We start from the raw sequence: 21,114 nt of genomic DNA, 5'->3' as shown, positions 1-21,114 counted from the left end.
GAGCACGACCTTGCCAAGGTCGGGGTCGCGAGTTCGAGTCTCGTTTCCCGCTCCATATTTAACGAAAACGCCGATCAGTGATGATCGGCGTTTTTGTTCGTGTCGCTTTTTTGCCGGCAAAACACACCACGCGTGTAGGCCATTTGCTGATGTGCGTAGGAATAGTCTGTAATCAATGTCGGGTAGCTGTGTACCTGTTCCGCTGTCTCTACTCTGGCCAGCCCATTTTCCTTGTTTACTTCAAAGGACTGTCCAGATGCTTCAGCTTGATTTCTATTCAACCCTGGTCGCTGCCTCCCTGGTGCTTTTATTGGGCCGTTGGCTGGTGGCCCGGATCGGCTTTCTACGCGCCTACAGCATTCCGGAGCCGGTAGCCGGCGGCCTGTTGGTTGCCGCTCTGCTGCTGGCGTTGCGTGCGCTGGCGGATGTCGAGGTTCGCTTCGACACATCCTTACAAACCCCATTGATGCTGGCGTTTTTCGCCACAATTGGCCTGAACGCAGATTTCGCCAGCCTCAAGCGAGGCGGGCGCGTGCTGGGTATTTTCCTGCTGGTCGTGACGGCCCTGTTGGTGGTGCAAAACGCCATGGGGATCGCGTTGGCCAAGGCGCTGGGGCTTGATCCATTGATGGGCTTGCTGGCAGGCTCCATCACCCTGTCGGGTGGGCACGGCACGGGCGCCGCATGGGGCGCGGTGTTCAGTGAGAAGTACGGCGTGGCCTCCGCGTCTGAACTGGCGATTGCTTCGGCGACCTTTGGTTTGGTGCTGGGGGGCTTGATTGGCGGCCCGGTCGCGCGTCTGTTGATCAAGCGCGTCCAGGTGCCTGGCGTTGAACACTCGCAGCCGCGGCGGCCCAAAGGCTTTGAGCGCCCCGATCAGGAACGCATGATCACCTCGTTTTCCTTTATCGAAACCCTGGCCTTGTTGGCGATCAGCCTGCAGGTTGGCACGTGCCTGAGTGGTGTCATCCAGGGCACCGCCTTCGAGTTGCCCACCTTTGTCTGCGTGCTGTTTGTCGGCGTGGTGCTGCGCAATGGCTTGTCGGCGCTGGGTTGGCATCAGGTGTTTGAGCGCGAAGTGTCGCTGCTGGGTAATGTCAGCCTGTCGTTGTTCCTCGCGATTGCCTTGATGTCGCTCAAGCTCTGGGACCTGGCGGCGCTGGCGTTGCCGATCGTCATCCTGCTGGCGGCACAGGCGCTGTTAATGGCCCTGTTCGCGATTTTCGTAACGTTTCGGGTAATGGGCAGCAACTACGATGCGGCGGTGCTGGCGGCCGGGCATTGCGGTTTCGGATTGGGCGCGACACCCACCGCCATTGCCAATATGCAGGCGGTGACACAACGCTTCGGCCCCTCGCAGATTGCCTTTCTGGTGGTGCCGATGGTGGGGGCGTTTTTCATCGACATCACCAATGCGGTGGTGATCAAGCTGTTCCTCGCGCTGCCGTTTCTCGGCACGGCGGGCTGAGGGCCGCGCCTTCAGTTCACCGCGTAGACGTCCTGTTTTGGCATGAAGAAACGCGCAAAGAGTTCGGACTGGGACTTGATGTTCAGCTTGGTGTAAATGTTGCGCCGGTGCACTTTCACCGTTTCTGTCGACAGGGACAGTTTGCCGGCGATTTCTTTGTTGGAGAACCCGCTCAACAGCAACTTGAGCACGTCCTTTTCACGTGTTGTGATCTGGCTGCCCAGTTGAACAATTGCCTGCGACCAGGGCGGTGTCTCATTGAGGTTTTTTTCAACGTCGATCTCAAAGCACATACGCTGGTGCATCAATGCCAAAACCCAAGGCTTGATGATATCCAGTGTGGTGATCTGTTCCGGGCTGTAGCGCACGTTACTGCCAAATGAAATACACAGCGTCCTGTCCTCATCGAGCTGAACGTTGTACTGCACCTCATCCACCGAGACGTACTGGGCGAAATACTGATGGTAATACTCGGTGGTCAGAAAGTGCTCCGGCGCTATGTCTGACAGGTGAAAAAAGCCACTCTGCGGGTTTTCCCGGTTGGCAATGTAGAACGGGTCCAGCAGGTACAGCCCTTTGAGGTAGCGCTGAGTCAGGGCATCCACCTCCTCGGCATCGGCCACTTCAGTAAAGCTGATGACGTTGACTCGTTGATCGCTGAAAACCAGGACAACCCAGTTGTCGATCTGCACATATTCATTCAACACGCGAACCAGCGAGCTCCAGAAAGCCGGGCGATTGAGCTCCATGATCAGCTTGCCGGCCGATCGGTGCCAGGCCAGGTTATGAAGGTCGAGTGACATGTTCTACCCCTTTAGGGTTAGGCGTTCATAGGCGCGAGCTAAGTACTTGTAGGTATTTACTATTCGACGACGCCGGGTATATTCACCTCCCAGCGGATGCAGGCCATGAAGGCCTGTCGTTTTTGACAAGGATAGTTATATGAGTCAGTCACATTTGCGAGCCATTTTTTTGGCCTCGCTTGTCTGTGTGGGTATCAGCGCGCCCGCAGCGGCGGCGCAACCTCAGGTGAATCTGTACAACTGGTTCGGGTTGATCGCGCCAGAGACGCCCAAGGAGTTCGAGCAAAAAACCGGCGCGCGCATGCACGTGGATGCCTTCGACAGCGCCGAGATCATGCAGAGCAAAGTCATGGCCGGCCGCACGGGCTATGACGTGGTTGTCGCCACCTCCAATGTCCTGCCCGGCCTGATCAAGGCGGGCGTGCTTGCACCGCTGGACCGCGACCAACTGAGCAACTTCTCCCACATCGACCCAGAGATGTTGGCGCTGCTTTCGGTGAATGATCCGGGCAACCGCTACGCCGTGCCTTACCTGTGGGGCACCACCGGGATCGGCTATGACGTTGATAAAGTCAAAGCCGCGCTGGGTGACAATGCCCCGGTGGACAGCTGGGACCTGATCTTTAAAGAAGAAAACATCAGCAAGCTCAAGTCCTGCGGTGTGGCGATGCTCGACTCGCCCAGCGAGGTCATTTCGATCGCGTTGAATTACCTCGGCCTGCCGAGCAACAGCCAGAACCCTGAGGATTACCAGAAAGCCCAGGCGCTACTGTTGAAAATCCGTCCCTATATCCTCTACTTCGACTCATCCAGAACCGACGCCGACTTTGCCGATGGCAATATTTGTGTGGTCGTGAGCTGGGCGAGCGGGGCGCTGACGGCGCAGGCCATCAATGAGAAAAACAACACCGGGCGCAAAATTGCCTACAGCCTGCCGCGTGAGGGTGGGTTGGTGTGGTCGGAAAACTTTGTGCTGCTCAAAGATGCGCCCCATGCCAAGGAAGGTCTGGCGTTCATCAATTACATGCTTGAACCGCAAGTGATTGCCAAGAGCTCGAACCACACGCTTTACCCGAACGCTAACAAGGACGCCACTGAGTTCGTCGAGCAGAAGCTGCGCGACAACCCGTGGATTTACCCTGACAAGCATACGGTTGCCACCCTTGTTCCGCTTGAACCACTACCGTTGAAGTTGGAACGAATCCGCACGCGCGTGTGGACCAAGGTCAAGAGCGGTACGTAACCCCGCTGGGTATTCATCTTTATCGGCGGAGGGCTTACATGGCTATTTGCAAAAAACCAAAGCTGACACTTATCAATTAGTGACGCTGATAAAGATGGTTGAGGCCTATGAGGCGCAAAGCACCCACGGCCTTACGTCACTGGGTAATCAAGAACAACTGCTGAACCGCATCGAGGCATTGCTCCATAAACATGATGGGGGAGTCGCTCGACGAAAGTCGATCAGCGCCGGCGTATGCATGGGGCCATAACGTCCCAGCGTTATCCGTCGGCAGACCAAGGGGCTGTCGCAGCGTTTTCAGGGAGGAGAAAAATCATGCGCCAAGCGGCTGACCCATACGTTTTGAAGCCGGACGAATACCAGGCCTACAAGGACATCGAAGAACAGATCGGCCATTGCACGCCCGAGCAAGCCTGGGCGATGTATTACGTCTCGAGCGGGATGGTGCGCGAGTTCATCACGCTGGCGGTGATGGAGCATATCGGTCGCGGCAATCGGGCGCTGTTGCTCGAGTTTCCCGACCTTGCCCGGCTTCAAAACAGCGGCCATGGCGCGCTCTAGGTGGTGTTGATGCGTGCATGTGATCAACGCCTGCTCATCACCTTTGCCAACCGCAGTGTGGCTTCCCGGATCTCATCCCGATCAAGCGAGGCAAACCCCAGGCGCAGGGCATTTTCCGGCACATTCAGCGGTGAAAACTGACGCGCACTGCGCACCACCACGCCCTGGCCCCGGGCTGTGGCGAGCAACTGATCGACGTCGGTTTCATCCTGGAAGCGAACCCAGAGGGCCAGGCCGCCTTCTGGCTCTCGCACCTGGATTCGATCGCCGAATGCGCTGTGCAAACAGCTGTGCAGCACCTCTCGACGCGCCACGTATTCTTTCGAAACACGGCGCAGGTGCTTCTTCAATTCCCCCTGATTGATCAGGTCCGCGAGCATTTTTTGTGCAACCGCGTCGGTGTCGCCTACCACCAATGCCGCGCTGTTCTGCAGCACCTCAATCACGCTGGCCGGAGCCACCACATAACTGCAACGAAACGTCGACCCCAACGCCTTGGATAACGAGCCGATGTAGATCACATGGCGTTGCGCGCCATCACTGGCCAGCGGCAAATAGGGCCGCCCGTTGAAGTGATATTCGTGGTCGTAGTCTTCTTCGATCACGCAGAAATTGTGCTGCGCCGCCAACGCCAGCAGGTGTTGCCGACGGGCCGCATGCAGGCTCACCGTGGTGGGAAACTGGTGGTGCGGCGTGAGGTAAATCATCCTTACATCATGTGCGTGACATAACTGCTCGATGTGGTCCGTGCGACAGCCTTCATCGTCCATATCGACGGTGATCAAATGCGCGCCGAGCTTGCGGAAAATTTCCCATGCCGGCGGGTAACTCAGGCGTTCCACCAGCACCACATCACCGGGTTTGATCAGCAGGCTGGCCGTCAGGTACAGCGACACCTGAGTGCCGGGCGTGAGGCAGATATTCTCGGCGCTGACTGTCAGCCCGCGATTGTTGCGCAGCATCTCTGCCAGCGCGCAACGCAATTCATAGCCGGTGCCCTCGCTGCCGTAGCGCACCGAGTTGGACGCAAAACTGCTGCGCAGGGCATTGCGGTAATAGCGGTGTAAAACGGCCTGGGGCAGCAAGCGGTGGTCGCAGGCACCGTTATCGAAAAACAGTGCGTCATGCCGATGCTGCAGCGCGATGACTTGGGCATTCTGCTCGAAATACGGCACCACTGGCTGCGCCAGCAGTGGTGGCGCAAAGGAGTGCTGCGCGCGGTTGGACGCGGGCGTTGGCGCCAATTGCGCATTGACGAACGTGCCCCGGCGCGGCTCGCTGATCAACCAGCCTTTGGTCGATGCTTCCTCGTAAGCCAGGATCACCGTCTTGCGGTTGACGTCGAGTATCTGCGCCATTTCCCGTGTGCCCGGCAGCAGCGTGCCGGGCGGCAGCCGTCCTTCGAGGATGGCCTGCACCAGGCCTTCGGCAATCTTGCGATAGGACGCCTGGGGCGTGCGCTCGTCGAGCTTGAGCAGCGGGCGCCATTTACGCATCTGGACCATGTGAATTATCCAAAACTGGAGGTTTTAATGGGCCTAGTCTAGCGCAACAATCAAGCCTCACTGACCCCGAGGTGCTTATGAACACACGCCATCTCATCGAACTTTCCCCCTCAGGGAAAACTTTTGAAGCCGGCGATGAGCTGTTGCTGGACGCGATGCTCGCCAGCGGCCTGTCTGTGCCGTTCTCGTGCCGGCGCGGCGCCTGTGGTTCGTGCAAGGTGGTGGTCACGCAAGGCCACTACCGCGCCAAGCAGCTGGCGCCGGGCGCACCCGCGCCGTGCTACCCGCTGGCAGCGAATGAAATGCTCTTGTGCCAAAGCCACGCCTGCGCCGACATGCGCCTGGAGATTCCCGGTTGGTCGCTGGATACACCTGCGCTGGTGGTCGAGGCGACGGTGCTGAGCAAGCGCGCCCTGAGCCCCGGCATCATTGAGTTGGTGGTGATGCCGGACAGGCCGCTGGCCGTGCGGCCGGGCCAGTACCTCAAGTTCCGCCTGGTCGATGGCGACTCGCGCTGTTTCTCGATCGCCAACCTGCCGGTCGACGGCGATGGGCGTCTGGTGTTTCAGATTCGCCGGGTGCGCGGCGGGCTTTTTTCCGAGACCCTCCTGGACAGTCTTGAGGCTGGCGATCTGTTGACGCTGGAGGGGCCTTTTGGTGCCTGCACCTGGCAGGACGATGACGATGCGCCTGTGGTGCTGTTCGCCACAGGCACCGGCTACGCGGGTATCAAGCCGATCCTGCTGAGCGCGTTGAAGCAGGATGTGGAGCTGACGTTTTACTGGGGCGGCGCGCAGGCGGCAGACTTTTACGACCGCGTATTTCTGGATCAGGCGGTCATCGACCACCCGCGTTTTCACTGGCACCCGGTATTGGCGGCGCAGGGCAGGGTGCAGGAAGTGGCGCTCAGCCATGGGCACCGTTGGGAGTCGGCTCAGGTGTATGCCTGCGGTAACGGCGGCATGATCAGCCAGGCGCGTGCCGATTGCCTGGAAGCGGGTTTGCCGAGCCATCGTTTTATCGCCGAAGCGTTTGTTCCCAGTGGCCAGTCGAGCGCCGACACGCTGCTCAATGGACTGGATGAAACCTGGGAAAAAGTCGGCCCTCGGTACTCGCTGGACGGCATGCTCGCCGCCCGTGAAAAAACCATCCGCGCCCTGGCAGCGATTGCCAGCCAGCTCAAAGTCGGCATGACCACCGGGGAGGCCCTCGACATGGCCGCCGAGCAATTGCAGGCCATGGGCGCCTCCCACACCTGGCATCCGACTTACATTCGTTTTGGCGACGACACGGTTCGCCCGCCCAGGGAAGGCATTGACCCACTGCGCACGCTGCGTGCCACCGATATCGTGGTGGTCGACCTCGGCCCGGTGTGGGACGGCTATGAGGGCGACTATGGCGACACCTTCGTCTTCGGCGAGTCAGCGCTGCACCGCGATTGCTTCAAGGTCTTGCATGAAGTGTTCGATGAAACCCGCGAGGCTTGGATACGTGGCCTGACCGGCTGTGAACTCTATGACTTTGCCGAGGAACGGGCCGTTTCCAAGGGCTGGCGGTTGTCGCGCAACCTGGCCGGCCACCGTATTGCGGATTTCCCCCACGCCTTGTTCGGAAACCAGGAATTGGCCGCGCTTGAGATCACGCCGAGTGAAATGGTGTGGGTGCTGGAGATCCAGCTCTGCCACCCCACCGAGCCGGTCGGCGGGTTCTTTGAAGATATCCTGATGCTTGAGGCTTGAAGGGCTACAGCGCAGCCCGCCATGGCCGCGGGTTGCAAAGCCTGGTAGGCCATTTCCCTGTTTTGCATGAACTTTGTGAGCGTTGTCCGCTCATACAGCCATTGGCCATCAAGGCGATTCTTGCTGCTCAAGTGCCGTTCTGGTGCTTGATGCGCCGGCAGGAAAATTTCACAAAGACGCGAAATGGAAGTGTTTTTCCGGCCAAGGGAGTCTCTGGCCCGTTTTGGCACGTTGTACTCAACACGATAGGGACATCACCTGTGAAATATGCAATCTGCGCCACCTTGCTGCTGTTACTGAGCGGCTGTCTGACCATGTCGGGTGAATACACCGTGACGGCTCAGGACGCCTCCGGCGCCCCGTTAACCAAGCTCGGCACGTTCACCGCCGAGGGCCATAACATTTACCCCATACGTAATGCGTTCTGCCTCAATGCGCCGGGGGCGACGGTGATCATTCGCGATGCCCGGACCGGCGAAGAACTGCGCAGCGAAAGCCCTTATCACTGCCGTTAGGCCTCAAAAAAAGGATTTCCATGAGAGCGTTTCTGATAGCCGGCCTGGCCGTGGCCGTGAGTGGCTGCGGCAATATTTCCAATATCCGTGCTTACAACACGCCCTATGTTGAACCCACAGCAGGGGATACCGCACGCTTGCGCGTGATCACCAATGGCATGGCGCGTGGTGTGCCGGGCCGTGATTGCATCGACTGGCGTGTGCCTGGCGCCGGGGTGATGGCCGTGTCCGAATCCGGCTTTGCGGGTCAGAATAATGGCCACAGCCTGGGCATGCCCGAGAGCAACCGCCGGGTGGAGGCGCAAGGCTCGGCGCGTAGCGAACTGAAGGTGCCGGCGAACAAGCCTTTTGCCATGAACTTCCAGAGTGAGGGCTATGTGTCTGGCGGCAATGCCTATAGCTGCAGGCAGAGCTTTCACTTCACCCCCAAGGCCGGGCAAGATTACGAACTGATCCTGCTGGACGGTGGCCAGTGCCTGATTGCGTTGCAGCGCCTGAACCCGACGGGGAAACCGGAGAACGTGCCGGTAGAGAAGGCCAAGCTGTGCAATGCGATGGATATGTTTTAGGCCGCAAGCCCGACCTGTTTAACCACAACGCCGATCAATCTTGATCGGCGTTGTGGTCTTTACCTTTGCGTATCAGAGCTTCGGCAGTTGCCCCACACGGCCGATCATTTCCGTGACGATCTGCAGGTCCAGCAAGAACTGCTCGACGGTCTTGAACTCACCGTCGGTGTGCCCGGTGTACTTCACGTCCGGCTTCGCCAGGCCGAATTGCACGCCATTGGGCAGCTCATGCACGGAGGTCGCACCGGCCGACGTGCCGAACGTGTGCTCCATGCCGAGGTTTTCGCTGGCCACGGCCAGCAGGGCTTTGACCCACTCACCTTCAGGGTTGCGGTACATCGGCTCGGCCACCGAGTAGGTGACGTTCATCGCCACGTGGGTGTGCTTGTCCCAGGCGCTGATTTTCTCTTCGATTTCTGTCTTGAGCACCTCCGGCGATTTGCCTTTGGGGATGCGCAGGTTCACCGCCAGCTTGAAGGCTTTGTCATCCTGGCCGACAAACGTCAGCGAGGTGGTCAGTGGCCCCATGAACGCATCGGAGAAGCCCACACCCAACTTGCCGCCCAGGTAATCCAGGCCCCAGTTGTCAGCCGCATAGTGTGCGGCGTCGGTGATGTGGTTGTGCTTCAGCGCGATCTTGCCGTCAATGCTGTGGATCAGCTCCAGCATGCGTGCGACCGGGTTGACGCCCGCTTCCGGCTCGGAGGAGTGGGCCGACACACCGGTGAGCGTCAACTTGACCTCTTTGCCGACCACCTTGGCCGTTACGTCGAAATTGCCGCCATTTTGCTTGACGTAGTCAGCACCGGCTTTTTGCAGGCTGGCGGCCAGTTCAGCAGGCTTGTCGCTGAGCAGGGTGGCGACCGAGGCCGACGGAATCTGGTTGGTGGCCATGCCGCCGGTCATCGAGATAATTTCCGCGCCTTTGCCAGTGCCTTTGCGCACCGGGAAGCTCGCCATGACGGTGCCGTAGCCTTTCTCGGCAATCACGACCGGGTAGCCGCCATCCAGCGCCAGGTTGTATTGCGGCACCGGGTTGTGTTCGAAGTAATAGGGGATCGCGTCGCCCATGGTTTCTTCAGTGGTGTCCACCAACAGCTTGAAGTTGCGCGCCAGCGGCAGCTTCTCTTCCTTGATCACCTTCATGGCGTACAGGGCGACCACGATGCCGTTTTTGTCATCCTCGGTGCCGCGACCATACATGCGATCGCCAATCAGCGTGACCTTGAACGGGTCGAGCTTGGTACCGTCCTTGAGCACCCAGTTTTCCGGGGTTACTGGCACCACGTCGGCGTGGGCGTGAATGCCGACGACTTCATCGCCGCTGCCTTCCAGCGAAATTTCGTACACGCGGTTGTCGATGTTGCGGAAGTTCAGGTTGAAGGCTTTGGCCAGGCTCTGGATCTTGTCGGCGATCTTGAGGAATTCCGGGTTCTTGTACTGCGGCAGGCCGTCGACGTTGAAGGTCGGAATTTCGACCAGCTCGCGCAGGGTTTCGAGCGCGGCTTTGCCGTATTTAACGCGGGTGTAAATACCCAGCAGGCGGTTGATTTCGTTCTGCTGGTCGGCGGTCAGGGTTTTGTTGGCCAGGAAGGCGTTGATGGCCGGGCCGACGTCATCGGTTTTCGCCAGGTCGCTCTTGGCCAGGGTGCCGAGGAAACCACGGAAATCGGTGGTTGGGGTTTCGCTGAAATGTTTGATAATGGTCGCGCTTTGTTCGGCGCTGATGTTGGCGAATGCGGGTGTGGCAATGGCCGAGAAGCTGGCCGCGAACAGGGTGGCAGCCACCAGTTTTTTCAGTGGGAAGTGCATGACTAGAGGCATTCCTTTGCAAAAGAGGAGTGAGGAAATTTCTGATCGAAATGTCAGAAACAATTTCACACACTACCATCACCAAGGAGTGGTAGGGGAGACCCGGATGAGGGAAATGTCCTACCTCGGTAGTTGAGCCACCAAGCATCAAATGTGGGAGCGGGCTTGCCCGCGAAGGCGGTGTGTCAGTCAGCGCCTGCGTTAACTGACACGCCGCTATCGCGGGCAAGCCCGCTCCCACATTGTTTTTTTGCGTAGGAAAAACCGAGTTCAGCTCACGGCTTGCCAGGATGCGGCTCCGAGTACTGCGCCGCTACAGCCAGTGCCTTGGCATACGGGCCATCCCACAATTGCCCATGCATCAACACTTCCAATTTGAACCACCAAAATTCAAATGTGGGAGCGGGCTTACCCGCGAAGGCGGTGTGTCAGCCAGCGCCTACGTTAACTGACACTCAGCTATCGCGGGCAAGCCCGCTCCCACATTGTTCTTTTGCGCAGGAAAAACCGAGTTCAGCTCACGGCTTGCCAGGATGCGGGTCCGGGTACTGCGCCGCTACAGCCAGTGCCTTGGCATACGGGCCATCCCACAATTGCGCATGCATCACCACTTCCAATTTGAACCACCAAAATTCAAATGTGGGAGCGGGCTTGCCCGCGAAGGCGGCGTGTCAGCCAGCGCCTACGTTAACTGACACTCCGCTATCGCGGGCAAGCCCGCTCCCACATTGTTTTTTTGCGTACGAAGAATCGAGATCAGCTCACGGCTTGCCAGGATGCGGGTCCGGGTACTGCGCCGCGACATCCAGTGCCTTGGCATACGGGCCATCCCACAATTGCGCATGCAGCTCGCCCACCCGCTTGGCCATCGACGCGTCATGCATCACCACTTCCAGGTTGCGCGAGTTATCCAGGTACCCGCCCAGCCAGTTGCTGGTGCCGATCCATGCTACTTGCCCGTCAATTTCCATGGTCTTGCTGTGGATCACTCGCGCGTAGGGGATAAACCCTTGCTTGGCCTGCGGCAGGGTGACGATTTTGACCTCTACGTTGGGCAGCACGGCCAGGCTTTTGAGGTAGGGCAGTTCCAGCGAGTCGGTGTTCCAGTTGGACACCATCAGCTTGATCGACACCCCACGCGCGGCGGCGGCGCGCACGGCGTTGTCGATCACCGCGTAGTAGGGGCGGGTTCGGTCCGGCCCGTAGGACAGCGGCGCGTAGTCGAGCAGTTGCACGCGCACCTCTTTTTTGGCCTCGCTCAACAGGCGCGGCAGTTCCAGCTGTGAATCGCCTACGCCGGGCGGGTTGTAGCGTTGCGGGCTGGCCACCAGATAGTTGCCGGTGCGTGCCGGCTCCTCGCCCGTAGCCGGCAGCGGCACGGGTTGCTTATCTGCAAGCGCGGCCTGGGCCTGCCAGTCCTGATTGAAGATCGCCTGCACCTGATTGACCACGGTGGCATCACTGATGCGCAAGCCGGTTTCATGGATATGCTCCAGCGAGCGCCAATCGAAATTCTGGCTACCGATAAACGCCTGCTTGCCGTCCACCACCATGTACTTGGCGTGGATAATCCCGCCGCTCAGTTGCCCGTACGAGAGCACGCGAAAGGTCAGGTTGGGAATCGCGCGCAAGCGCTCCAGGGTAGAAGCCTCCGACAGCCGAAGGCCTTTTTCCTCAAGCAAAAAGCGAATCTTCACACCACGTTTGCCGGCAGCTTCCAGGTGTTCAATGACCTTGTCCATCACCGAGCCGGGATGGTCGGCGGCGTAGAACTGGCCGATATCAATGCTGTTTTTTGCGCCATCAAACAACGCGATCCACACCGGCCCCGGCTGGCGCAAATCGGCCGTGCTCAGCGCGGTATCCACCGGCACGGTGTGCACCAGTTCAAAGCCTGGAATTGAAAAGTCCGCCTGGGCCAGCGGACTGAGGAGCAAGCCAGTGAGGCCTGCGATACGCAACTTCATCGATAGGGACATACGCGTCTCACCGGACAAAAAGAATGGCGGGCGCATTGCGCGCCCGCCCAATAGTCACGCCGTGCGGCTGTGCAGTGGCGTGGGCACCAGGTGCGGCACTTCATTGTGTACGCGGGCGCCGGTGGCGGCGCGGATCAGCAGGATTTTCAGCTGGTCGTTGATGCGCTCCAGGCTGTCCTGGAAGAAGTTGTGGAACACCACGCAGAACAGCGCGATGGCGATACCCAAGCCGGTGGCGAACAACGCCGTCCCGATGCCACCGGAGATCTGGCCTGGGTCGGATACGCCGGCACTGGCCAGCGCCTTGAAGGTGTCGATGATGCCCAGGATGGTGCCCAACAGGCCGAGCAGCGGCGCGGCGGTGGTGATGGTCTCGATGATCCACAGGCTGCGCGACAGCGGCGCGCGGGTCTTCAGGTACTGGGTTTCGATCTCGTCGTCCAGGTCCTTGCGCGAACCCTGAGAAGCCTTTTGCGCCAGCACCGGCAGCACCATGTTCAGTGGCAGGCTGTCGCGACGGGTCAGGCTTTGCGGCAAGTCGCGCTCGCTGTGCACATTGGCGCCCAGCACCTCGGTCAAGGCCCGCGCCTGGCGGCGCACGTAGGCGAAGTAAATGCCGCGTTCGATGGTGATGAAAATCGCAATCGCCATGGCGGCGTACATCACATAAAAGGTGATGTCGTGAAGCAGGTTCATGTCCATGATCTATAGCCTCGCAGTTAGAAATTCGCTTCCAGGGAAACAGTGACGGTACGGTCCAGGCCAACGATGTAGGCCGGGTCGCCATCGCGGAAACCGCTGTAGCTCGCCGCGTTGGTTTTGGTGGTGTACACGCCGTCCAGGTACTTCTTGTCGAACAGGTTGTCGACGTTCAGGCGCAGGGTCGCGTCCTTGACGACTTTCTTGTCCACGGGCAGGTAGATACCTGCGCCGAGGTTGAAAATGGTGCGCGCAGAGATGGCTTCGTCGTTGGTCAGGTCGCCATAAAGTTTGCTGGTGAACTTGCCGCCGAAGGTGCCGTAGAAGCGCCCGTCGTCATAGCCGACGTTGGCCGCCAGCATATTGGTCGGCACGTTGGCGAACTGCTTGCCGCTGGTGGGCAATACGATCGGTCTGCCGGCGCTGAAGACGGTCAGGTCGTCCTGCTGCTTGGAGCTGGTGTAGGTGTAGGAGGTGTAGTAATTGAAGTTGTGCGCCAGCTTGCCGCTCCACTCCAATTCCAGGCCTTTGTTGATCACGGTGCCGGCGTTGATGTCGGCCGAGTCCCCGTTGCTGTCCAGGGACGTGAGCTGGCGGTTCTTGAACTGCATGTAGAACAAGGTGGCGGCGAGGGTCATGTCTTCGCCGGTGTAGCGCCAGCCCAGTTCCTGGTTCCAGCTCAGTTCCGGCTTGGAGTCCAGCGAGCCGACGCCTTTGTCGTACAGCACGTAGTTCTGCGGAATGCGCATGTTGCGCGACAGGCTGTAGAACAGCTGATCACGCTCGTCGAGCTGGTATTTCAGGCCGGCATTGGGCAGCAACTTGTTGTAGGTCTGGTCAGCTTTGCCCGGTTGCTCGGTGAGGCTGCCGTGGTTGGTGCCTTCACGCTCGACATTCATGTAGGCAAGGCCGGCGATCAGGGTCCAGTCCGAATTGATGTACCAGGTGTCCTGGGCCCAGACTTTTTGCGCCGGCGTCACGGTGTAGCGGTCGCGGCCCTGTACGGTATTGCCGTTGGCATCGACCACCGAGTCGCCATCCGGCCAGGTGTCGCTGGGCTTGCCGCTGTTTTTGAGGGCAATGAACGGCTGGGTCTGGCTTTGGCGCGCGCGTTCGTACCAGTAGCCGAATTGCAGGCTGTGATCACCCAGGTCCCAGTTGAGTTTGGTGGTGATGCCAGGGCGCCAGGTTTGTGTGCGCGAAGGGCGGTAGTAAACGCCCGTGGTGGACGAACCGTCGGCGTTGTACTGGGCCTGCGTTGGCAGGTTGCCGAGGTCGAAAACGCCGCCCTTGTTCGAGCCGCTGTTGAGCGCATAAGCGGAGGAGCCCACGCCGCTGCCGTTGCCGTAGTAGTAATACGGGATCACCGACAGCGCCAGGTTGTCGCTCAGCTTGTACTGGGTGTTGAGCACGGCGGTAAAGGTCTGGAACGGGTTCTGCGCCAGGTCGTAGTAGCTGCTGATCTTGCCGTTGGCGCCCAGCGCCGGCTTGGCCGGGTACGGGTCATATTTGCGGCCGAACTGCTGGAACTGCGCCTTGGTCAGCTGGCTGTAACTGTTGTTGTCCTGCTCGTGGTACTTGAGGATCAGGTTGGCGGTGTTGCCGTTGCCGGCGTCGAAAAAGCTGTTCCACTCCACCTTGTCCGCCCGCACGGCGCCCGAGCCACGCCACATCTGGCCTTCGGTATGCGAGGCCGACAGCCAGTTGCTCAGGCCGTTGACCTCACCGGTGTTGAGGCGCGCAAAGGTCTTGCGCGTGGCATTGCTGCCCACCACTTGTTTGACGAAGGCCCCGGTTTCCTTGGTCGGGCGAATGGTCACAATGCCGATGTTGCCGCCGCTGGAACCGATATGCGGGCCGTCGGCTTCCGACGAGCCTTGGGTGACGAAGATCTGGTCGATGTTTTCCGGATCGCCCAGCAGGTTGGAATACAGCGCGTAGTTGCCGGAGTCGTTGATCGGCATGCCGTCGACCGACATGCCGACCTGGTCGGAGTTCATGCCGCGCATGGTGAAGCGAAAGCCCGACAGACCGGTGTTGTCCTCGCTGGAAATGTTCAGGCCCGGCGTGTACTTGAGCTTGTCGATGGCGTTGCCGGTGGCGGTCTGTTTATCCAAGGCTTCCTTGGTAATGGTCGAGCGGCCCTTGGCGCTCTCTTCCTGGACCATGTAACCGCCCCCCGCGGTTGCCTTGCCCCCCTGTATTCCAATCGTGCCGACGTCACTGTCATTGGTATCGGCCATGACCACTGCGTGGCTCATGCTAGTCGCGGCAACGAGTGCCAGATGAATACGGGTGAACCTCATCACTGTCGTCCTGGTGTCGGGTGCTTATTGCACGCTGTAGTTGAAGGTGGCGGTGAAGCGTTGCTCGTTACGTCCACCGAAGGCTTGTTCGGGGAACGGCTTGACTTGCTTGATGCGACGCAGGCTATTGGTAGCGGCTCGGTTGAGCAGCATGCTCGGCGCCGGGGTCTGGATTCCGGCATCGAGCACGCGGCCTTGTCGGTCCACCATCAACCAGACCACCACCTCGCCACTGGGGCGTTCGAGAGACGCCTGGCGCCCGGTGGGGTATTGCTTGTACGTGTCCAACTCGTTGCGCAGGCCTTTGAGGTAGCCGCCTTCCAGTGCCTGGCCATCTACTTTGGGTGGCGCCGGCGGGGCAGGTGTCGGCGCAACGGCGGCCTGTACCGGCTTGGCAGCAACCGGCGCCACTGGCGCTGGCGTTGGCGTCGGTTTGGCGGCGACCACCGGCTTGGGTTTGGGCACCGGCTTGGGTTTGGGTTCAGGTTTTGGCAAGGGTTTGGGCGGTGGTGGCGGCGGGGCCGGTTCGGCCTCTTCATCCTCAATCACCGGCGGCGGTGGCTCCTGCTCCACCACGGGCTCGGGGACCACTTCGGGCTCGGGCTCGACCAGGGCAAGTTCAACCGCCGACTCGTCATACTGCGGCTGGATTTTCAGGGGTTGGGACTGGATACCCAGTGCAATCAGCACCAGGGCGATCAGGGCCGGGACACTGCCCAGCAGCCGACGCGCACGAAACAGGGCATACATGATCAGGACTTACGCGTGGCGATGGACACGGAGGTAAAGCCACCCAGGCGCAGGGTGTCCATGACTTCCACCAGGCGCGCAACTTCCACGCCTTTGTCGCTGTTGACGATGATGGTCGACTTGGTATCCGGCTTTTCAGCGGCTTTCAGCGCAGGGACCAGGGCGTCGACTGTGAGGTCCTTGCCGTCGAGTTGCAGCTGGCCTTGCAGGCCGAGGGTGAGGATGAATTTGTTCTGCGGCTTGAGTTGCTGCGAGCTGCTGGCGCTGGGCAGTTGAGTCTTCATGCCAAGTGCCGGAATCACGTTCAAACTCACCAGTACGAAAAACACCAGGAGGAACATCATCACGTCGATCATCGGGATCAGCTCGATGTGCGCCTTGCGTTTCTTGGGTTCATCCCAGGTTCTCATTCTGTTGCCCCGTCATTGAATTAGGGGCGACACGCTAACAACCAAAAATGACCGAATGGTTAACTTTAATTGACGTTTTGAAGGCTCTAGGACGAGTCTTTCAGGCGTTTTGCCTTGCAGTTTCATGACGTAATGAAACTGACACGAAGGGCGTACATTCTGAAAGAATTTACCTCGAGGGCCGCCCCGTATGCCGACTGCACTGCCTCAAATATCCACACCACGACTTCTATTGCAGGCGCTGGAAATGAGCCAGGCCGAGACACTTTTCAGCCTCGTCAACGAGCCCACCATTGCCGACAACACCGCGAGCATTCCGTCGCCCTACACCTTGGAAGTCGCGCGGACGTTTATCGCGCAGATGCAGGAAAAATACCGTGCGGGCGGACTGCTGGGCCTGGGCATGCACCTGCGCGAAACCGGTGAATTGATCGGCATGGTCAGCCTGCGGATCAACGCCCGTCATCACTATGGTCACCTTGGCTACTGGGTGGCGGCCCATCGCCGCAACGCGGGCTACGCCGCAGAAGCGGCGCGTGCAGTGATGGACTTCGGCTTTACCGAACTGGGGTTGCAGCGCGTCGGCAGCCAGTGTTTTGGTCGCAACCAGGAATCGGCGCGGGTCATGCAGAAAATCGGCTTGCGCTACGAGGGCTGCATGCGCGAAGCGTTTTTCAAAAATGGCGTGTATGAGGATTTGCTGACATTTGCCAGCGTGCGCGGCGACTGGGAGCGTGCGTTGTGAAGGGCGGCGTGGACGCTGATCGGCGCCGCGTACTGAGCGGGCTGGCGGTTGCCACCGCGTTTTCGATCTTAAGCCCATTTGCGCGCAGTGCCGGGGTTGATTACCCCTTCACCCTCGGCGTGGCCTCCGGCGACCCGTTGCCGGATGGCTTTGTGATCTGGACGCGCCTGGCGCCGCTGTTCAATGCTGCGGACGGGCGCGGCGGGTTGAGCCGCGCCGTGCCGGTGCGTTGGCGCGTGGCCAGTGATGCGGCGATGACGCGTATCGTCAAGCAAGGCGATGTCATGGCGACTGAGCGGTTTGCCCATTCGGTGCATGTCGAGGTTGCCGGGTTGGAAGCGGGCAGGCCGTATTGGTATCAGTTCGACGGCCTCGGCGCACAGAGCCCGGTGGGCCAGGCACGTACCGCGCCGCCGCTGCACGCCATGGCGGCGGCCACCGTGGGGTTTGTCTCCTGCTCGCACTGGGAGCGTGGCTACTTCAGTACCTACCGTCACCTGGCGGCGGAGCAACCCGATCTGGTGTTTTTTCTCGGCGATTACATCTACGACAGCTCGTACGCAGCGGACTCAGGCAAGATCATCCGCCCGCACGGCAGCGGCAATGCCGTGAGCCTGAGTGACTACCGCAACCGCTACGCGCTGTATAAAACCGACCCGGACCTGCAGGCTTTGCACGCGGCAGCACCCAGCGTGGCCACGTGGGACGACCATGAGGTGCAGAATGACTACGCCAACCGCTGGTCCCAGGACCCGAAGATTCCGGTTGAGCAGTTTTTAAGGCAACGGGCGGTGGCGTACCAGGCGTTTTACGAACATATGCCACTGCGTGTCAGCAGTGTGCCGAAAGGGCCGGACATGCGCATTTACCGGCGACTCGATTATGGTCGGCTGGCGCGTTTTCATGTGCTTGATGGCCGCCAATACCGCTCCGAGCAGCCGTGTATTCAGGCTAACGGCAGTCACCAGGGGCATATCGCCGCCAACACCTGCAAGGACCTGCGCGACCCCGGCCGCACGATGCTTGGCTGGCAACAGGAAGTCTGGCTCGACCAGGGTTTTGCCCAGTCGAAAGCGCAGTGGAATGTGATCGCTCAGGATCTGCTGGTGGCGCCGTTGATCCAGCGTGACCTGACCAGCCATCAGGTCGGGCATTGGACCGATGGCTGGGACGGCTACATGGCCAACCGCTCACGCATGCTGGCGTCCATCACGCGCAATCAGGTCAAGAACCCGGTGTTCTGGGGCGGTGATATCCATTCGTTCTGGACCACTGACCTGCATGCCGATGGCAACAACCCGGACTCGCCCATCGTTGCCACCGAGTTCGTTGGCAGCTCGGTCACCTCCGATGGCCCGCCCTTTGAAGCCTTCAGCCAGATCTTGCCGCTCAATCCGCACGTGAAGTTCTTCGACAGTCGCCAGCGTGGGTACGTGTCGGTGAAGCTTGAGGCGTCGAAGATGCTGACGAACTTCCGGGTGATCACTGACCCACGTGACCCGGCGGCGACGGTGTCGACGCTCAAATCGTTTGTGGTGGAGCCGGGGAGGGCGGGGGCGATTGCGGTTTGATGCACAGTGGGGTGCGTGCAGGTTGGGTGTGGCGAGCGGGCTTGCTGTGGCGAGCGGGCTTGCCCCGCGTTGGGCTGCGAAGCAGCCCCCCAAAACCTGACAATTACCTCTTTCTGAAAAAATGCGGTGACTGTATTGGGGCCGCTTCGCGCCCCAACGCGGGGCAAGCCCGCTCGCCACAAGCGGCCCTGTCGCTGGAATTTTAGTCGAGGCTGTAACGCACCGACAGCGCGCCCTTTTTCTCCGACAGGGCCAGGATCGTGACGTGGCCCAGTTCGCTCAAGGCTTGCACATGGGTGCCGCCACACGCATAAGCGGGTAATTTGCCGAAGCCGACTTTGCGGGTGCCATCTTCCAGCGTCATCTGGCGCGCGTGGTCCTCGGCGATCCATTGGTTGATCTGCGTTTGAAACGCCTCGGCATCGATGGCTTGTGCCGCTTGCCCGCGGATAAAGGTGATTTTGCATTCGCCCGGCCAGTGATGGGCTTTGATCGGCATCCAGCCCAAGCTTTCCCCGGCATTGCCAATCAGATGCCCGGCCGAATGCAGGCGCGTGTACAAGGCGCGGCGCTGTTCATCGACCCGTGCGGTGATCGGGCCGGGCGCCACAGGGCGGTCAACATAGTGCACGACGCGATCGGCCTCCTGGGTGACGCGCACCACCTGGCTGTCGCCGAGCCAACCGATGTCGAACGGTTGCCCGCCGCCCTGCGGATGGAAGAGGGTTGACTGCAGCGTGACGGCAAACTGGTCCTCGTGCGGCGTACAGGCCAGCACTTCAAGCTCGGCGGTCAGGTGGTCATGGGTAAAAAACAGGCGCTCGGTCATCATCTACATCCACATCAGGGTTCTACGGGCAGTATAAATAGTGCGTGGATGGGTGATAATCCGTTCAATTATCAATGGACCTGTGCGTCATGAGCATCAATCTTCCTCTGCCCCTGCTGGGTGAAATGGCGATTTTCGTCAAAGTCGTGGAAACCGGCAGCTTCTCTGAAGCCGCGCGGCAACTGAGCGTTTCACCCTCGGCGGTGAGCCGCAGTATTTCGCGCCTCGAACAGGCCCTGGCCACGCGGTTGCTGCAACGCACTACGCGCAAACTGCGCCTGAGCGAGGGGGGCGAAGAGGTGTTCAAGCGTTGCCAGGAAATGTTCAACGCGGCGCGTTCGGTGATGGAAATCAGCGGCCAGTTTACCCATGAAGCGGAAGGGCTGGTGCGGGTCAGCGTGCCCAAGGCGGTCGGGCGATTCGTGGTGCATCCGCATATGCCGGAGTTCTTGCGCCGCTATCCCAAAGTGGATGTGCAGCTGATTCTTGAAGACCGGCATGTGGACTTGATCGATGACAATGTCGACCTGAGTATCCGCATCACCGACAGCCCACCGCCCGGGTTGGTCGGCCGACAATTGTTGCCCATCGAACATTTGCTGTGCGCGACGCCGCAGTACCTGGCCGAGCACGGCACGCCGGGCCATCCGCATGATTTGCTCGAACACAGTTGCATTTACCTGGGCGAAACCCCGGGCGATTCGCGCTGGAAATTCCGCCAGGGCGGCAAAGCGGTGACGGTTGGCGTGCGCGGACGGTATGCGGCGAATCACACCGGGGTCCGGCTGGATGCGGTGTTGCAGCATGTGGGCATTGGCAGCTTGCCGTACTTCACTGCGCGGCATGCATTGGAGGAGGGGCGTTTGGTGCAGGTGTTGCCGGCGTGGGATTTTATTGCCTCTTATCATGGCGAGGCGTGGTTGCTGCATTCGCCGACGCGGTATCTGCCGCCGAAGTTGCGGGTGTTTATTGATTATCTGGTCGAGTGTATGGCACGCGAACCGACACTGCGTCGAAGGTAGGGAACGCGGTTAAAAGGTGGGAGCGGGCTTGCTCGCGAATGCGGTGTGTCAGTCGCCAAACATGTTGATTGATCCGCCGTATTCGCGAGCAAGCCCGCTCCCACATTTAGTTCGGTTGTGGCCTGCAGATCAGTGCTTGCTCTGGTCGTGCGGCATGGCCAGCAACTGCTTTTCCTGGTTCCAGTCGAACGGTTCGTCGTTCTGTTCAGCCTCGAAGCGACGCTCTTCCAGGGCCTGGTACAGGTCCAGTTCTTCATCCGGCATGAAATGCAGGCAATCGCCGCCAAAAAACCACAGCAGGTCGCGCGGCACCAGGTGGGCGATCTGCGGGTAGCGCAGGATGACTTGGCTCATCAGGTCCTGGCCCAGGTACTGGCTCTCGATCGGGTCGATCGGCAGCAGGGCGCGCAATTCGTCGAAGCGCTCCAGAAACAGGGTGTGGCTTTCCTCGGGCACCTGTTCGGCTTCGCCGACGGCAACCAGGATGCTGCGCAAGTGGTCGAGCAAGACGAGATGATCGGCAACGACGTTGGACACGAGATAAGTCCTCTAAAGCAAAAACGGGCGCGAGAGTATATAGCTCAAGCG

At 60.0% G+C, this 21,114-nt stretch carries 19 protein-coding genes; 9 read left to right on the top strand and 10 right to left on the bottom strand.

All coding sequences use genetic code 11. From position 1 onward, the window contains the following. Nucleotides 1-256: 256 nt before the first annotated feature. Nucleotides 257-1,468 carry a sodium/glutamate symporter gene (gene gltS, locus FPT15_RS28645; protein WP_145166081.1) on the top strand — a complete coding sequence of 404 codons (1,212 nt, stop codon included), beginning with the start codon at nucleotides 257-259 and terminating at the stop codon, nucleotides 1,466-1,468. Nucleotides 1,469-1,479: 11 nt separating this feature from the next. Here the strand turns inward: gltS and FPT15_RS28640 are convergent, their stop codons facing one another. Beyond that, complete coding sequence (locus tag FPT15_RS28640) at nucleotides 1,480-2,271, bottom strand: helix-turn-helix transcriptional regulator (protein WP_145166080.1); 792 nt, start codon at nucleotides 2,269-2,271, stop codon at nucleotides 1,480-1,482. A 139-nt stretch (nucleotides 2,272-2,410) separates the two neighbouring features. Between FPT15_RS28640 and FPT15_RS28635 the strand changes: the two genes are divergently transcribed. Together FPT15_RS28635 and FPT15_RS28630 are read left to right on the top strand one after the other, a co-directional pair. Further along, nucleotides 2,411-3,514 (top strand): extracellular solute-binding protein, encoded by a 1,104-nt coding sequence (locus tag FPT15_RS28635; RefSeq protein ID WP_145166079.1) that lies wholly within the window; start codon nucleotides 2,411-2,413, stop codon nucleotides 3,512-3,514. A gap of 315 nt (nucleotides 3,515-3,829) precedes the next feature. Beyond that, on the top strand, nucleotides 3,830-4,075 hold the full coding sequence (locus FPT15_RS28630; RefSeq protein ID WP_145166078.1) for a hypothetical protein: 246 nt from the start codon (nucleotides 3,830-3,832) through the stop codon (nucleotides 4,073-4,075). A gap of 23 nt (nucleotides 4,076-4,098) precedes the next feature. Here the strand turns inward: FPT15_RS28630 and FPT15_RS28625 are convergent, their stop codons facing one another. Beyond that, nucleotides 4,099-5,580, bottom strand: a complete 1,482-nt coding sequence (locus FPT15_RS28625; protein ID WP_145166077.1) for a PLP-dependent aminotransferase family protein — start codon at nucleotides 5,578-5,580, stop codon at nucleotides 4,099-4,101. A 77-nt stretch (nucleotides 5,581-5,657) separates the two neighbouring features. On the opposite strand from FPT15_RS28625, the gene FPT15_RS28620 reads away from it, so the two are divergent. The 3 genes from FPT15_RS28620 (at nucleotide 5,658) to FPT15_RS28610 (ending at nucleotide 8,403) form a co-directional block, all read left to right on the top strand. Beyond that, nucleotides 5,658-7,319, top strand: coding sequence for an NAD(P)H dependent flavin oxidoreductase family protein (locus tag FPT15_RS28620; RefSeq protein WP_145166076.1), 1,662 nt, complete (start codon nucleotides 5,658-5,660; stop codon nucleotides 7,317-7,319). A 260-nt stretch (nucleotides 7,320-7,579) separates the two neighbouring features. Beyond that, entirely contained in the window at nucleotides 7,580-7,834 is a 255-nt protein-coding gene (locus FPT15_RS28615) for a hypothetical protein (protein ID WP_145166075.1), read from the top strand. 20 nt (nucleotides 7,835-7,854) lie between these two features. Further along, nucleotides 7,855-8,403 carry a hypothetical protein gene (locus FPT15_RS28610; protein ID WP_145166074.1) on the top strand — a complete coding sequence of 183 codons (549 nt, stop codon included), beginning with the start codon at nucleotides 7,855-7,857 and terminating at the stop codon, nucleotides 8,401-8,403. 72 nt (nucleotides 8,404-8,475) lie between these two features. Here FPT15_RS28610 and FPT15_RS28605 read toward each other — a convergent pair whose 3' ends face one another. The 6 genes from FPT15_RS28605 to FPT15_RS28575 form a co-directional block, all read right to left on the bottom strand. Beyond that, nucleotides 8,476-10,215 carry a dipeptidase gene (locus tag FPT15_RS28605; protein ID WP_145166073.1) on the bottom strand — a complete coding sequence of 580 codons (1,740 nt, stop codon included), beginning with the start codon at nucleotides 10,213-10,215 and terminating at the stop codon, nucleotides 8,476-8,478. Nucleotides 10,216-10,976: 761 nt separating this feature from the next. Next, nucleotides 10,977-12,194 (bottom strand): phospholipase D-like domain-containing protein, encoded by a 1,218-nt coding sequence (locus FPT15_RS28595; protein ID WP_145166072.1) that lies wholly within the window; start codon nucleotides 12,192-12,194, stop codon nucleotides 10,977-10,979. 54 nt (nucleotides 12,195-12,248) lie between these two features. Continuing rightward, on the bottom strand, nucleotides 12,249-12,896 hold the full coding sequence (locus tag FPT15_RS28590) for a MotA/TolQ/ExbB proton channel family protein (protein ID WP_145166071.1): 648 nt from the start codon (nucleotides 12,894-12,896) through the stop codon (nucleotides 12,249-12,251). A gap of 17 nt (nucleotides 12,897-12,913) precedes the next feature. Then, nucleotides 12,914-15,199: a TonB-dependent receptor gene (locus FPT15_RS28585; RefSeq protein WP_145166070.1), complete on the bottom strand. Its 2,286-nt coding sequence runs from the start codon at nucleotides 15,197-15,199 to the stop codon at nucleotides 12,914-12,916. 24 nt (nucleotides 15,200-15,223) lie between these two features. After that, on the bottom strand, nucleotides 15,224-15,949 hold the full coding sequence (locus FPT15_RS28580) for an energy transducer TonB (protein WP_145166069.1): 726 nt from the start codon (nucleotides 15,947-15,949) through the stop codon (nucleotides 15,224-15,226). A gap of 2 nt (nucleotides 15,950-15,951) precedes the next feature. Next, on the bottom strand, nucleotides 15,952-16,359 hold the full coding sequence (locus FPT15_RS28575; RefSeq protein ID WP_145166068.1) for a biopolymer transporter ExbD: 408 nt from the start codon (nucleotides 16,357-16,359) through the stop codon (nucleotides 15,952-15,954). Between the two features lie 190 nt (nucleotides 16,360-16,549). Here FPT15_RS28575 and FPT15_RS28570 point away from each other — a divergent pair, with 190 nt between their 5' ends. Together FPT15_RS28570 and FPT15_RS28565 are read left to right on the top strand one after the other, a co-directional pair. Then, entirely contained in the window at nucleotides 16,550-17,104 is a 555-nt protein-coding gene (locus FPT15_RS28570; RefSeq protein WP_145166067.1) for a GNAT family N-acetyltransferase, read from the top strand. After that, the gene (locus tag FPT15_RS28565; protein ID WP_145166066.1) at nucleotides 17,101-18,675 is read left to right on the top strand and encodes an alkaline phosphatase; all 1,575 of its coding nucleotides are present in this window, start codon (nucleotides 17,101-17,103) and stop codon (nucleotides 18,673-18,675) included. The genes FPT15_RS28570 and FPT15_RS28565 overlap by 4 nt, the downstream gene beginning before the upstream one ends. A 202-nt stretch (nucleotides 18,676-18,877) precedes the next feature. Here FPT15_RS28565 and FPT15_RS28560 read toward each other — a convergent pair whose 3' ends face one another. Continuing rightward, complete coding sequence (locus FPT15_RS28560) at nucleotides 18,878-19,504, bottom strand: alanyl-tRNA editing protein (protein ID WP_145166065.1); 627 nt, start codon at nucleotides 19,502-19,504, stop codon at nucleotides 18,878-18,880. Nucleotides 19,505-19,593: 89 nt separating this feature from the next. On the opposite strand from FPT15_RS28560, the gene FPT15_RS28555 reads away from it, so the two are divergent. Beyond that, nucleotides 19,594-20,526, top strand: a complete 933-nt coding sequence (locus tag FPT15_RS28555; protein WP_145166064.1) for a LysR family transcriptional regulator — start codon at nucleotides 19,594-19,596, stop codon at nucleotides 20,524-20,526. A gap of 129 nt (nucleotides 20,527-20,655) precedes the next feature. Here the strand turns inward: FPT15_RS28555 and FPT15_RS28550 are convergent, their stop codons facing one another. After that, the gene (locus tag FPT15_RS28550) at nucleotides 20,656-21,063 is read right to left on the bottom strand and encodes a PA2817 family protein (protein WP_145166063.1); all 408 of its coding nucleotides are present in this window, start codon (nucleotides 21,061-21,063) and stop codon (nucleotides 20,656-20,658) included. Between the last annotated feature and the right edge of the window lie 51 nt (nucleotides 21,064-21,114).

Origin of the sequence: Pseudomonas sp. RGB (assembly GCF_007713445.1) — a bacterium.
Taxonomy (GTDB): domain Bacteria; phylum Pseudomonadota; class Gammaproteobacteria; order Pseudomonadales; family Pseudomonadaceae; genus Aquipseudomonas.
The sequence above is the reverse complement of the archived record's forward strand: the minus strand, read 5'-3'. Positions and strand labels throughout refer to the sequence as shown.